Source organism: Saccharopolyspora sp. NPDC049426 (assembly GCF_040676935.1).
Classification (GTDB): Bacteria; Actinomycetota; Actinomycetes; order Mycobacteriales; family Pseudonocardiaceae; genus Saccharopolyspora.
In genome coordinates this window covers 64,393-77,559 of sequence record NZ_JBFAPZ010000001.1, presented here as the reverse complement: position 1 = coordinate 77,559, position 13,167 = coordinate 64,393, and the positions used below count along the sequence as shown (strand labels likewise).

General features: G+C 69.6%; 10 protein-coding genes and 1 tRNA gene. 6 read left to right on the top strand and 5 right to left on the bottom strand.

What is annotated here, in order from left to right; all coding sequences use genetic code 11:
- Positions 1 to 35: 35 nt before the first annotated feature.
- A complete protein-coding gene (locus AB0J78_RS00350; RefSeq protein WP_363785311.1) occupies positions 36 to 1,373 on the bottom strand; it encodes an FhaA domain-containing protein in 1,338 nt (445 codons plus the stop codon).
- Positions 1,374 to 1,589: 216 nt separating this feature from the next.
- Here AB0J78_RS00350 and AB0J78_RS00345 point away from each other — a divergent pair.
- The 4 genes from AB0J78_RS00345 (at position 1,590) to AB0J78_RS00330 (ending at position 4,734) form a co-directional block, all read left to right on the top strand.
- Positions 1,590 to 1,672, top strand: a tRNA-Leu gene (locus AB0J78_RS00345).
- A 339-nt stretch (positions 1,673 to 2,011) separates the two neighbouring features.
- Positions 2,012 to 2,800 (top strand): IclR family transcriptional regulator, encoded by a 789-nt coding sequence (locus AB0J78_RS00340; RefSeq protein WP_363785308.1) that lies wholly within the window; start codon positions 2,012 to 2,014, stop codon positions 2,798 to 2,800.
- Positions 2,801 to 3,154: 354 nt separating this feature from the next.
- Complete coding sequence (locus AB0J78_RS00335) at positions 3,155 to 3,787, top strand: hypothetical protein (RefSeq protein ID WP_363786332.1); 633 nt, start codon at positions 3,155 to 3,157, stop codon at positions 3,785 to 3,787.
- A gap of 290 nt (positions 3,788 to 4,077) precedes the next feature.
- Positions 4,078 to 4,734, top strand: coding sequence for an SDR family oxidoreductase (locus AB0J78_RS00330; RefSeq protein WP_363785305.1), 657 nt, complete (start codon positions 4,078 to 4,080; stop codon positions 4,732 to 4,734).
- On the opposite strand, the gene AB0J78_RS00325 is transcribed toward AB0J78_RS00330, so the two are convergent.
- Positions 4,735 to 6,069 (bottom strand): D-arabinono-1,4-lactone oxidase, encoded by a 1,335-nt coding sequence (locus tag AB0J78_RS00325; RefSeq protein ID WP_363785303.1) that lies wholly within the window; start codon positions 6,067 to 6,069, stop codon positions 4,735 to 4,737. It lies immediately after the preceding gene.
- Positions 6,070 to 6,164: 95 nt separating this feature from the next.
- Here AB0J78_RS00325 and AB0J78_RS00320 point away from each other — a divergent pair, with 95 nt between their 5' ends.
- Positions 6,165 to 7,349: an amino acid deaminase/aldolase gene (locus AB0J78_RS00320; protein ID WP_363785300.1), complete on the top strand. Its 1,185-nt coding sequence runs from the start codon at positions 6,165 to 6,167 to the stop codon at positions 7,347 to 7,349.
- Here the strand turns inward: AB0J78_RS00320 and AB0J78_RS00315 are convergent.
- The gene (locus AB0J78_RS00315) at positions 7,319 to 7,942 is read right to left on the bottom strand and encodes a TetR family transcriptional regulator (protein ID WP_363786330.1); all 624 of its coding nucleotides are present in this window, start codon (positions 7,940 to 7,942) and stop codon (positions 7,319 to 7,321) included. The genes AB0J78_RS00320 and AB0J78_RS00315 overlap by 31 nt on opposite strands.
- 433 nt (positions 7,943 to 8,375) lie before the next feature.
- On the opposite strand from AB0J78_RS00315, the gene AB0J78_RS00310 reads away from it, so the two are divergent.
- The gene (locus AB0J78_RS00310) at positions 8,376 to 11,777 is read left to right on the top strand and encodes an L-tyrosine/L-tryptophan isonitrile synthase family protein (RefSeq protein ID WP_363785297.1); all 3,402 of its coding nucleotides are present in this window, start codon (positions 8,376 to 8,378) and stop codon (positions 11,775 to 11,777) included.
- 613 nt (positions 11,778 to 12,390) lie between these two features.
- Here AB0J78_RS00310 and AB0J78_RS00305 read toward each other — a convergent pair.
- Together AB0J78_RS00305 and AB0J78_RS00300 are read right to left on the bottom strand one after the other, a co-directional pair.
- On the bottom strand, positions 12,391 to 12,729 hold the full coding sequence (locus tag AB0J78_RS00305) for a hypothetical protein (RefSeq protein WP_363785294.1): 339 nt from the start codon (positions 12,727 to 12,729) through the stop codon (positions 12,391 to 12,393).
- Between the two features lie 13 nt (positions 12,730 to 12,742).
- Positions 12,743 to 13,159: a hypothetical protein gene (locus AB0J78_RS00300; RefSeq protein WP_363785291.1), complete on the bottom strand. Its 417-nt coding sequence runs from the start codon at positions 13,157 to 13,159 to the stop codon at positions 12,743 to 12,745.
- Between the last annotated feature and the right edge of the window lie 8 nt (positions 13,160 to 13,167).

Genomic DNA, 13,167 nt, shown 5'->3' with positions numbered 1-13,167 from the left:
GCTCCTACTCGTATTCGGGGATCGGCGATCCGCGCTCAGCCCTGCTGGGCGCGGAAGACCAGGGACGAATGCCCGACCCTGATCACGTCACCATCTGCCAACTGCCAAGTCTGCACCGGAGTGCCGTTCACCGTGGTGCCGTTTGTCGAACCGAGATCAGCCAGCATCGCGCTCTGACCATCCCAGGTGATCTCGATGTGCTTGCGCGAGACCCCCGTGTCGGGAAGGCGGAACTGGCCCTCCTGTCCGCGGCCGATGATGTTCGAGCCCTGCTGCAGCGTGTACGAGCGGTTCGAACCGTCGTCCAGGTGCAGCGTGGCGGTCATCTGACCACGAGGACCACCGGCCGGGTAACCGCCCGGTGCGCTCTGCGGGTAGCCACCGCCGGGCTGGCCGTAGCCGCCCTGGTCCGGGAAACCGCCCGGAGCGCTCTGCGGGTAGGCACCACCCGGCTGGCCGTAGCCCTGGTCGAAGCCAGGCTGCTGCGGGTAGCCCTGATCGAATCCCTGCTGGGGCTGGCCGTAGCCCTGGTCGAAACCGGGCGGCTGTGCGTAGCCCTGGTCATAACCCTGCTGGGGCTGGCCGTAACCCTGGTCGTAGCCGGGCTGCGGTGGCTGCGCGTAGCCCTGGTCGAATCCCTGCTGCGGCGGCTGCCCGTAACCCTGGTCGAAACCGGGCTGCTGCGGCGGCTGCCCGTAGCCCTGGTCGTAGCCGGGCTGCTGCGGGTAGCCCTGGTCGTAACCGGGCTGCGGCGGCTGGCCGTACCCGCCCTGCTGGTCGTAGCCGGGCTGCTGACCGTAGCCCTGCTGCTGGCCATAACCCTGCTGGTCGTAGCCGGGCTGCTGACCGTAGCCGTAGTTGGGGTCCTGGCCTTGGCCGTATCCCTGGTCGTAGCCGTACTGCCCCTGCTGGTTGTACGGATCTCCCTGGGGGTAGTGGCCTGGTGGCTGGCTCATGGGTCGGTCTCCTGCGGTACGCGGTTGTGTCGGCCGTCGGGTTACATCGGGGTCGACGGTCGAACTGATTCGAAACTGTCCCGTGTGCAGCGTTTCAGAGCGCTCCAGGGAGACTACGACGTCACCATATGTGTCCCACCCCTGCTCGGTGAGGTGCTCTTGAACGCAGTCGGCGAGGAGGTCCGTCACCCGGTCCTCATCGCCGGTGAGCCGATCATGGTCCGACGGGCTCAGTTGCACAACGTAGTGGTTACAAGCGAGCAACCGACCACCGGCAAGCTGCCTGACCTTCAGCTCAGCATCGCGCTGCAAGGCCTGGGCGACTTCCTGCGGAACTACGTTCCCGCCGAACACGCGCGCAAAGCCATTACCGACGATGCCTTCGATCCGGCGCTCAAAGCGCTGCACGAGGCCCACGGCAATATCCCTCCACGCGTACGACTTCTGCCGACCATCGTATCTGGGCCCACGGCCCGAGACACCGCCCTGCTCCCAACTTCCTGACCCCCCTGCGCAGACCCCTCTCAGGGCCGTGCTAATCTTCTTTTCGCCAACAGGGCAGCAGGGAAAAGCGGAAGCTCACCCCGGTGCCCAGCGGTGAAGAGCGGCAAGTTAAGCTTCTCATCGTGCCACGGGCGAGTGGCGGAATGGCAGACGCGCACGGTTCAGGTCCGTGTGTCCGAAAGGACGTGAGGGTTCAACTCCCTCCTCGCCCACTTCGAAGGCCCCCGGCTCATGCTTCGCCGGGGGCCTTCTTCGTCTTCGTGTTGGGGGGTCGAACCCCCCATGCCCCCCATGCCCCCCACGGTGCGGCTGGGCTCGTTCTTCCTGGTCGTCGCCTTCGTTCTTCGTCGGCCTGCTCACGTGAAGCGCCGTGCTCGGCCTTCGGCCTCGGGTCGTTCCTCGCGCCGTTTTCTCCCTTCTCCTTGTTGTTTTCGTGGTGGGGTGGGTGTTCAGCGTTGAGCGAAATCTTTTCGTGATCTTTCTTGGTGTTGGGTGCTTCTTGTGCTGGGGTGGGGGTGTCCGGCTGGGGGTTGTGGCTCGGAGGTGGCCTCGTGGCGGGAAACAGTCGGGATTCTGGGCGGTCGGTGACCGCTCGTGCCTTGAGTGTGCTGACCGCCTTCGACGCGGAGCACCCTCGGCTGACCTTGACGGCCATCGCGCAGCGGGCCGACATCCCGCTGGCCACCGCGCACCGGCTGGTGCGCGAGCTGGAGCTGTGGGGTGCGCTGCAGCGCGACCCCGACGGGCGGTACGTCATCGGGCTGCGGTTGTGGGAGATCGGACTGCTGGCCCCGGTGAACGGGCGGCTGCGCGAAGCCGCGCTGCCCTACATGCAGGAGTTGTGCGAAACCACTCACGACAACGTGCACCTGGCGGTCCGGGACGAACTGGACGCCGTGTACGTGGAGAAGCTCACGACGCCCAAGGCCGTGCCGATCGTCTCCCGGACCGGTGGACGGCTGCCGCTGCACGCGACCGGGGTCGGCAAGGTCCTCCTCGCGCACGCGCCCGCGAGCGTTCTGCACTCCTGCTGCGAGACGGGGCTGTCCCGGCACACCGCCTACACGATCACCGAGCCCGGCCGGCTCGGCCGCGAGCTGCAGGGCGTCCGCACGCGCGGCTTCGCCTCCGCCAACGAGGAGATGACGCTCGGGAACTGCTCGGTCGCCGTGCCCGTCCACGACACCTCGGGCACGGTCGTCGCGGCGCTCGGCGTGGTCGCCCACAGCGTCCGGGCCGACGTCACCCGGCTCGTCCGCTCGCTGCTGCCCGCTGCCGACGGCATCCGGCAGCGACTCGCCGAGGGCGAACGGGTCAACCTCGACGCGCTGCAGCGATGAATAATCTTCCGCTTACTGGTCGAATAATCCGTCAACTGTACATTTGTGCAGGTCGTGTGACCGGCGCAGATATCATGCCGCGATTTTCCAGGCCATGAATGATGGGCGGAAGGCGTCGTCGTGCGGGTGTCGGGTACCGATCACCTGTTTGGCCGCATGGCGGGGCTGAAGCCTCCATGTCATTCGTCGACCGGTCACCGACAGCTGCCCGCCGCCGATCGCAGCGACCCCCGATGAGCAGCGCAGAACCGCCTCGGAGCTGTTTTAGTCAACGTGGCCCCCGCACCGGTGGCCGGGGGAAGTTGAAGTCGCGGAGTGCACGTAGCGCGAGGGAGGCGGAACGCTGTGACCGCAATGCCGGGACATGCCTGGTCCGAAGACGAGCTCCGAGCCTGCTCGACCACGCAGGTCCGGTCGCCGCTGGGGCAGGCCGCCTCGATGGGTCGGCTCGCCCAGCGATCGGTGGACGCGATGGGCTGGAGCGGCAGCGTGCTGCCGCCGGTGAAGTTGCTCGGACGCCAGATCATCGCCACCGCGGAACTGGTGCCCGAAGCCCACGCCGAACGCCTGGTCTTCGCCAGCGGTCCGGTTCTGGACCGCGCGGAGATCGCCACCTGGGTCTGGCCCGAGATGGACGGCCGGGTGCCACCGCCCGCGGCTCGCATCACCGGAGTCCTCGCGCCGGCGCGCCACTGGCGCACCGCGCTGACCGCCGCGGTGCCGTTCGCGCGCTTCGTCGACGCGGCGATCGTCGTGCCGCGCAGCGTGGCCGTCGCGCCGGACTTCGCCGAGACCTGCCTGATCCGCGCCCGCCAGTTCGGCATCGCGGTGCTCAGCGCCGACGGTGACGACGTGCGCGAAGAACTTCCGGGGCACAGCCTCGACGACGCGCCGCCGGTCGAGCACACCGCGGTCTCGCGATGGGTGAACGAGGTCGTCTACCAACAACTGCTGTCTGCTGAAGCCACAGCGCCGTCGCGCAGCTGAAGGCCCCTGGGGGCCGCAGTTCCAGTTGGACCGGGGGGCTTCAACTGGAACTGCACTTACCAGAACCAGTGGGCGGGGGTTTGCCTGCTGGAGGGGGAGAGAAGCGGACGGTGCCCGCCCGGACCACGCTACCGCGCAGCGTGGGCGGGCTCCGTCCGCCGACTCGGTTCGAGGCTTCTCGCGGAGTTGTCCACAGGTGTGTCCACAGGTGGGTTATCCCCAGAAATCGGGAGTTGTCCACAGGCCGTGCTTGAACGGTTGAGCAGCGGCGTCGGGCATACCGTGGGGACATGCGCATCGTCATCGCCGGAGCCCACGGGAAGATCGCTCGGCCGCTCGGCCGACTGCTCTCCGAACGGGGCGATCAGGTCCTCGGAATCATCCGCAACCCCGACCACGCGGCCGACCTCGAAGCCGACGGCGTCGAGCCCCTGGTGCTCGATCTGGAGAGCACCGGAGCGGCCGAGCTGGCGGGCCGGCTGTCCGGAGTGGACGCCGCCGTCTTCCTCGCGGGAGCGGGCCCCGGCAGCGGTGCTCCGCGCAAGGACACAGTGGACCGCGGAGCCTCCGCGCTGCTCGCGGATGCCTGTCAACAGGCCGGAATTCGACGCTTCGTGCAGGTGAGTTCGATGGGTACCCGGACCCCCAACCCGCCCGACGTGGACCCGGTGTTCGGGGCCTATTTGGACGCCAAGCGCGCGGCCGAGGAGGACCTGCGCGGGCGCGATCTCCAGTGGACGATCCTGCGCCCCGGACGGCTCACCGACGACGAGCCGACCGGCCGGGTCGCGCTCGCCGAGGAGGTCGGCCGGGACGAGGTCACGCGCCGCGACGTGGCCGCCGTTCTGGCGGCCCTGCTGCGCGAACCGGGGACCTCCGGACGGGCCCTGGAGCTCGTCGGTGGTGACGTTGCGATCACCGACGCGGTGCGTGCCGCGGCGGGGTAATCAGTTCGGGTTATCCACAGGTCCCAGGACGCGGTCCAGATACGAGTTGTGGAAGATCCCGCCCGGGTCGACCGAGGCGCGGACCTGCCGGAACTCGTTGAACCGGGGGTAAATGCGAGACAACGCCGTCGCGTCCAGGCGGTGCATCTTCCCCCAGTGTGGTCGCCCGCCCGCGTCCCGGGCGATCGCCTCGAAGGCGTCGAAGAAGTGCCGGTAGGGCATTCCCAGGAACTGGTGCACCGCGATGTAGCCGGTGTCGCGGCCGTGAGCGGTGGACAGCCACACGTCGTCGGCTCGGGCGACCCGAACCTCCACCGGGAACATCACCGGGTCGGCCAGCCGCGCGGCGACCTCGCGCAGTTCGCGCACCACGTCCGGGACGACATCGCGGGGGAACGCGTACTCGGTCTCCACGAACCGGATTCGGCGCGGCGTGGTGAACACCCGGAACGAGCGGTCCTGGTAGCTGCGGGCCGACCAGGTCGCGGCGCAGATCCGGTTCAGCGGCCGGACCAGCGCGGGAACGGCCCTCCCGATCCCGCAGACCGCGCCGAACAGGTGGTTCTCCATCACCTCGTACTCCAGGAAGTGCCGCACGGGGTGCAGCGGGCGCGGCGGTCCCGGATGCCGGTCGTTGCGCTTGACCATGGCGTTGCGGCTGTGCGGGAACCAGTGGAACTCGAAGTGGTCGTGGGCCTCGGCGAGCCCGTGGAAGTCGGCGAGCACCTCCTCCAGCGGCGCCGGGCGTTCCTCGGCCGCCAGCGTGAACGCCGGAACGCAGCGCAGCGTCACGGTGGTGATCACGCCGAGAGCGCCCAGGCCGAGCCTGCCCGCGGCGAACAGCTCGGGGTTCTCGGTCGCCGAGCAGCGCACCTCGCTGCCGTCGGCGAGCAGCAGTTCCAGCGCTTCCACCTGCGTGGCCAGACCGCCGAGACCGGCTCCGGTGCCGTGCGTTCCGGTGGAGATGGCGCCGGCGATGGTCTGCTGGTCGATGTCGCCGAGGTTGGCCATCGCCAGGCCCAGCGAGTCGAGTTCGGCGTTGAGCACGTGCAGCGGAGTGCCGCCGTGCGCGGTGACCAGGCCGGTCGACGGGTCGGCGTGGATGATCCCCGACCAGTGCCGGAGGTCCAGGGCCACACCGGATTCCGGCGAGGCCACGGCCGAGAACGAGTGCCCGGACCCGATCGGCCGCACCCGCAGGCCATCCCGGGTCGCGGCGCGGATCGCTTCGGCCGCTTCGGCGGTGTCTCGTGGGGCGACGACCCGCGCCGGGTGTGCGGTGGTCGTGCGGCCCCAGTTGGTCCACGGCCGTGCGGTGGCCGGATCACGCTGCATGCCGGGCCTCCAATGGGTGAGGTGGTCGGCGCGATGGGCTGAAGTTATGTGAAACCGATTCACATAACAAGGCCCATCGGCTTACGGTTGTCGGCGTGCGCCGGATCGACGAGATCACCAGCGAAATCGAGGCACCGTTCGTAGCGGTGGACTTGGCAGCCTTCGACCACAACGCCCAGGACATGGTGCGCCGCGCGGCCGGTGTGCCGATCCGGATCGCCACGAAATCCGTCCGGTGCCGGGAGCTCATCACCCGCGCGCTGCGGATGGACGGCTACTCGGGCCTGATGTGCTACTCCCTGGCCGAAGCACTGTGGTTGCACGCCGAAGGCCTCAGCGACGACCTCCTGGTCGCCTACCCGACCGCGGACTGCTCCGCGTTGCGGGAACTGGCCGCGAACCCGGCAGCCGCCGCGGCGATCAGCGTCATGGTCGACTCGATCGATCACCTGGACCTCATCGACGCGGCGGTGGGCCGCGACCGGCCGGACATCCGGCTGTGCGTCGAAGTCGACGCCTCGTGGCGGCCGGTGCCCGGGGTGCACATCGGCACCCGCCGTTCCCCGCTGCACACCCCGGCGCAGGTGCGGCGTTTCGCCGAAGCCGCTCAGCGGCGCGCGGGATTCCAGCTGGTCGGGTTGATGGCGTACGAGGGGCAGATCGCGGGGCTCGGCGATGCCCCGCCCGGCAGGCCGCTGCGCGGGGCGCTGCTGCGCGGCATCCAGCGCCGCTCGGCGGCTGAGCTGGCGCAGCGACGCGCGGCGGTGGTGCGCGAGGTTCGCGAGGTCGCGGATCTGGAGTTCGTCAACGGCGGTGGCACAGGCAGCCTGGAGCGGACCGCGGTGGAGGACGGGATCATCACCGAGGTCGCGGCGGGTTCGGGGCTGATCGGCCCGACGTTGTTCGACGCTTACCGCGCTTTCCAGCCGCGGCCGGCCGTGCTCTACGCCCTGCCGGTGGTGCATCGACCGGCAGGGCGCATCGCGACGTTGTTCGGCGGCGGTTACATCGCATCAGGCCCGCCCGGGGCGGACCGGGTTCCGGCCCCGCACTGGCCGGAGGGCCTGGGGCTGCTGGGGGCCGAGGGTGCCGGTGAGGTGCAGACACCGGTGACCGGTGCGGCGGCGCGCGGCCTGCGCATCGGGGACCGGGTCTGGTTCCGGCACTCCAAGGCCGGGGAGCTCGCGGAACGGTTCAACCGCTACCACCTGGTCGACGGCGGGGTCTCGGCCGTCGAAGAGGTGCCGACCTACCGCGGGGAAGGCAGGTCGTTCGGGTAACGCGGCATGATCGTTCGCCCGACCACGGCCGAGCTGACTCGTTCTCCTTCGGCGATCCGGTTGGACAAGTACCCGCGGACCAGGTCTTTGGCTTCGGCCAGCATGGCCTGGTCGCCGTGGGGGTCGCGCCGGAACGCCAGGTGCAGCACGGCGTCGGCCGCTTCGACGGCCACGGTCAGCGGCAGGGCGAGGTCGGCCGGGTCGAGCTGGAACTCCTCGGCGATCAGCCCGGTCAGCTTCTCCGCGATGACCGCGTTGTTGTCCTTGCTCGGATCGAGCAACCGCAGGTCGACCACGTCCCCGAAGTGCAGCCGGCTGAACGCCGGGACCTCGCGGTGCATGGTCAGGTAGGTGTCGAAGACCGCGTCCACGGCGTCCCACCAGTGGGCGAGTTCCAGCTGCTCGAAGCGGCTGGACACCGTCCGCACGAAGCGGTCCAGGTTGCGCAGCGTCAGCTCCTGCACGACGGCGCGCTTGTCCGGGAAGAACTGGTACAGCGATCCGACCGCGACTCCGGCTCGTTCTGCGATGAGGGTGGTTGTTAATCCGTCGTAGCCCACCTCGTCGATGAGGCCGGCGGTGGCGGCGAGCATCTTCTCCACTCGTTGGGCACTTCGCTGCTGCACGGGCTTGCGCCGCAGCGGTGCTGTTTCAGCAGGCAATGCGACTCCCTGATTTCTTGAAGTTGTGTCGACCAGTCTGCTAATGAGCCGACATCCGCGCGTATCGGACATGCCGCCGACGACGTCGGACGAAAGGGTGAATTCGTTGGGCGTCACTTGACCTAGGTCAAGTGTTACATCCCATGCGGGTGAAAACCCCATTCGGCCTGGTGATCCACGAGCGTTACAGGAAACCGGTATGCATTGAGTCATGTTGTCAACGCGGAGGGTCGCTATCTAGTGTGACGAGAGTCGTCATTCTCCGTGACAGAAGGGTCATTGTGGGTTACTGCACGGCTGCCCCACGTCTGCTCGCCGTACCCGGGTTCCCTCGCCTGTGTGCCGAGACCGTCCGCTCGGTCCCGTGACGGCCCGGGAAGTGGTGACGGCTCGACAGGCGGAGACGGACCTGCCGTTCCTGGCGGAGGACTCCGCGCAGGACGACTGGCCGGTGGACGGGCTTCCTGCCCCGGGACCTTGGCGCCCGCTCACCGTCGCAGAGGCGAACGACCTGCTCACCGCCGGGGGCTACGGGCTCTGGGTCGAGCAGGCTCCCGACGGCGATCTGCTGCTTGCCGGTGTCGGCACCGGAATCCCGCTGGGCGCGGACGCGACCTGGGCCGACCTGTACCGCGCGCTGGTCCGATCGCGGCGCACCAGGCGGGTTTTCGACGCGGCGTGGCTGAACCGGCTCGCCGGTTCGCTGACCCCGGAGAGCCCCGCGCAACCGCGGGTCACCGAGGTTCCGGCCGAGCGCGTCGACCTGCTCTGCGGTGCCGACCGCGAACTGGCGCACCGTGTGCTGGCGTCGTTGCGCGGTCCCGGGACCGGCCCGAAGGTGCCGTTCCCCGAAGCCGGGGTGACCGTCGGCCGACGGGAACGCGCCGTTCGCGTGCAGCCCATCGACTCCCGCGACCAGGCGTTGCGCGCGCTGCGCGGCTGGGAGCGCTTCGCCTCGGTCGTCTCCGGCGACCCGGAACTGCGGATGCACTGCGCCACCCAGCCGGTGCCGGGAGCGGTGGTCGACACCGGAACCGGGACGACCGCGCTGCTGCGGGTCATCGACCCGGCCCCCGCGCACCCCAGGCACCCGGGCGGCACGATCGCCGCCGACCTCGACGCGCTGCTGCACCCGGACTCCGACGGCGCGCCGAAGCTGCTGCGCGTCGTGCTGGACAACCGGTTCGCGCGCCGCGAGGACGAGCTCGACCACTTCCTGGAGCACTTCGTGCGGCCGCTGCTGCGGGTGTTCCGCCTGGCGCTGGACACCCACGGACTCGGCCTCTTCGCGCTGGACGAGACAGGTTTCGCCGTCGAGCTCTCGCCGGAGTTGCAGGCCACCGGCCGGATCGTAGTCACCGACCACGAGCGGATCACCGCCGAGCCGAGCCGCGCGGAGGTCACCACCGGGGTTCGCGCGCTGGTCAGCACGCTGGAACGGCTGGGCGAGGGCTTCGCCTCGCTGCGCGCCGGTGACCGCGGCCGCGAGGTGTCCGACGCCGTGCGGCGGGTCATCGGCGAGGAGCTGCGCTACCTCGCGCCGCACACCGCAGAGCTGCTCTCCGGCGAGCAGCCGCTGCAGAGCTACGCGCACACCGTGCCGGAGAGCCAGGACAGCGTGCTCAAGTCGGTGCTCGACCGCGTCCAGCAGGGCACCCGCGAGCGCCGGTGGAACCCGGACGCGCCGCGGCCCGCCGTGGTCATCGACGTCGACCTGTGCGGGCTGATCCCGTTGCAGCGGATCACCGACGCGGCCCGCGCCGTCTCCGGGCCCCGGCCGGGCGCGCCCGGCGGCATCCTCGAACTGGCCGGTCCGGCCACGCTCCCGGTGCTGCCGACGCACCTGCCCGGCAGCTGGGAGAACTTCGTGCGCTGGTCGGGACTCGGCGAGCGCTACCCGGCGGTGGACTGGGACGAGCTGCGCGGTGATTTCCTGCGGGCCTTCCAGTCCCGGCCGCGCGAGCGGCTGCGCACCGACAGCGTGAACCCCGGCTTGGCCCGGTTCGTCTGGGACGTCCAGGACGCCGGTGGCCAGGTGGTGTTCTGCACGGCCCGCAAGGAGCGGTTCCGCGAGATCACCGCCGAGCTGCTGGCCGACGCCGGTGTGCCGGACGCGACGCTGCTGGTCGTGCCGAGCGACGTCTCCCGGCCGATCGCCGAGGTCAAAGCGGAGCGGATCCGCGCCCTCGGCGAGGTGGACGTCGTCGCGGTCTTCGACGACGAAGGGGAGAACCGGACGGCGGTGCGCGCGGAGTTCGGCGACGCGGTGCCGGTCGCGGTGGAGATCCCGGGCCTGGCCGCGCAGCGGCGGCCGGACGCCCCCGCCGCCGACGACGCCGCGGTCATCGCCACCTTCGAGACGCGGCCCAGCGCGCCGGGCGGGCCGAAGCTGTCCAACACGCATTCCCTGGAGGAGCTGCAGATCGGCGCGCTGCGCCGGAACCGGCTGGCCGGCCGCTGGGCGGTGCACCTCACCGAGGGCGAGACGCAGTCCATCGTGGACTCGATCGTCGCCGACACCGATCGGGCCGCGCAGCGCACCGGTCGAGGGGCGATCGCGAAGTTCGGCCTGGACGAACATCCGGACGACGTCGAGCGGGTGCTGGCCGCGCTGCACCACGTGGTGACCCGCAAGCAGTTCATCAAGGGTTCGCGCGCCAACTACCGGTTGGCCGACCTCAAGCGCGACGCCGAAACCCCGGTGCGCGCCGGTCAACCGATCGACGTGGTGCTGCTGGGATTCCCGGTCAAGCAGTGCCTGAACCGGCTCAAGGCGTCCGGACCGCTGCCGGACCTGGCGGAGCTGGGCGCGATGGCGCGGCTGCGCGAGATGCAGCGCGCGGTCGCGGCCGTGTACCCGCCGGGGCTGCACTTCAACATCCTCACCGACGGCAGGCACTTCCGGAGCAGGCCGGCCGCGATCGCCGACGCCTACCAGCGGAAGCTGCGCGAGTACGTGGACCTCGTCGGCATCGGGGACCGGACGATGGTGGCCGACATCGACGAGGTCGCCGAGCAGCGGCTCGGGCCGGGCCTGCCCGCCGAACGCGCCCGCCGGATCGCGAACTACCGGAAGCTGCTCAGCGATCGGCTGCGCGACTTCGACATCACCGACAACCCGTTGCGCACCCTGGAATCGGTGCACGACTGGTCGACGGCGGAGACGGATTTCGCGCCGCACGTGATCGGGCTGTTCCGGGAAATCCTGATGTCGCTGGTGTACTCGGTACCGGTGACGGTCCCCGCGGGCACCGATCGGCTGGAGTGGTCGGCCGCCCTGTACGCCGACATCTACAACGTCAGCGATCCCAGCGCCTCCGCCGAGATCCGGCAGGGACGACGCGCGGTGCTGCGCCGCGCGTGGCACACGGTCATCCGCTACATGGCGACGATGCAGGTAGACGAGGAGTTCGGCTACGAGCGGATGTTCCCGAACCGGGTGCGGTTGACGCTCAGCGCGGTCCGGCAGGGCTGCCTCGGCTTCACCTACCTCGGCGGTTCGGGCCTGCTGCCCTGGCAGGGGACCGGCGTCCTGGACCCGCGCGGCCACGTCGCGATCGACTTCGCCATCTCGCTGCTGGACCAGGGTTTCGTCCCGGTCTACTCACCGCTCCTGGGCCCGCGCCAACCCTGGGCCATGGTCCCCGCCGACCGAACACAGCTGATCGAACCCCCGAACGTCCCCACCCCACGCGGAGTTTCACCCAGAGAGGGACTACGCCTGGAACCGGACTTCGCCGAAAGAGCAAGACTCCGCAGGAAATAAGAAGAAGTACGAAGAGCGAAGAACGAAAACAACGTCAGGCAACCGGCGAAGCCGGTTTCTCAGCACCCCACCTGAGCAACCGGCACCGCCGCGGGTTCTGAGCGGCTCTCTGGTGAGGACAGCCGTAGCGCCGTGTATTGGGCATACACAAGTCTCGGATCCCGGAGCCAGAGAGCCGCTCAGGTTCCGCTTCCCACACCGCCAAGCAGGCTGACCACAGAGTCTTGTCAGTAAGCAGAACCCCAAGACCTCGCCGGACAGCAGAACCAGACCGGCACCGAGCGGCGGCCAACCCGAAACCTGAAATAAGGAAAGGCCCTGGGCGCGAGTCGGGGAGGTCGCGTCCAGGGCCTTTTCCACCTCCGGTCCGTCCGGGGAAACGGTGATCCGGAGTGGTTGGAGTCCGCGGACCGGTACCGGTCGGGGGGAGGGGAGTGCGTCAGCACCGGCCCGCGGAAGTCTTGTGTTGTCACAGCGGTGGAGCTTGGTGGCGGCCGACTCGCGTTGGCCGGGGTCGGGGATTCGCGACTAAGCGCTCATCGGCCGCCACCTGGCGGTTGCTCGGTCCCGGGTCGGGGAGGAGGTGCTGCTGTCCGGGTCCGAGTCCGCCGGCTTACGGCACCGGCGTGGCCGGCTGCAAAGCGTGCGCCGGTCGCTGGTGCCGTGCGGGACGGGGTGCGAGGGCTCCTGCGACCAGGTGTTCGTAGGCCGACTCCCACACCGAGCACGGTGCTTTCGTGGGGCGTCGACGTCCGGAGCACTCTGGGCAGTTGCCCTTCTCGTCGGCTTCGTGCGCGGTGAGCAGCGCCCGCCATCCCGCGGTCAGCCGCGGGAGTTCGGCGCGCGCCACGGAGAGCAGGGAGGGGGCGTCCGCGCGGTCGGCGAGCTCGGAAAGAACATCGAGCCGCTCACGCACCGCGCTGCGCAACACCTGCCCCAGGATCTCGTCCATGAGACGTCCACCGTCACTTTCTCGCCTGCGCTGCGGCATCCCGCAGCGCCATCGACAACTGAGCTGCACCACGGCTTTCGAGTTCCGCGGCGTAGCCGGGCGGTCCGACGAGCACCACCTTGTCCCTGTTGACGAGCACGGCCAGGCTCCGATGCGCGTTCGCGACATCGCGGCAGTCGACGTGCCACCAGCGACGGCGGTCGGCGGATTCCGGAACGTGCGGGGTTCCGTCACCCTCCTGCCGCGAGTCCGTCGCTCGAATGTCCATCGTGTTGCCCCAGATCCTGTCTGTGCTCGCTGCTTGCTGATGACTACATTGATGCCTGGCGGTCGCTTCGCCTAGAGGACAGGCGACGACCGGACCGAAGGCCGCGACGAGCGGTAAGCGGACTTCACCGCAACCGATCACCTCTACCGATACGGGCTTCACCGAGTTGC

What these genes read in the sequence shown, in the direction of transcription:
- AB0J78_RS00335 (WP_363786332.1), top strand. Translation starts at nt 3,155, where the DNA reads ATGCCGGGACATGCCTGGTCCGAAGACGAGCTCCGAGCCTGCTCGACC.
- AB0J78_RS00330 (WP_363785305.1), top strand. Translation starts at nt 4,078, where the DNA reads ATGCGCATCGTCATCGCCGGAGCCCACGGGAAGATCGCTCGGCCGCTC.
- AB0J78_RS00325 (WP_363785303.1), bottom strand. Translation starts at nt 6,069, where the DNA reads ATGCAGCGTGATCCGGCCACCGCACGGCCGTGGACCAACTGGGGCCGC.
- AB0J78_RS00315 (WP_363786330.1), bottom strand. Translation starts at nt 7,942, where the DNA reads ATGCTCGCCGCCACCGCCGGCCTCATCGACGAGGTGGGCTACGACGGA.
- AB0J78_RS00305 (WP_363785294.1), bottom strand. Translation starts at nt 12,729, where the DNA reads ATGGACGAGATCCTGGGGCAGGTGTTGCGCAGCGCGGTGCGTGAGCGG.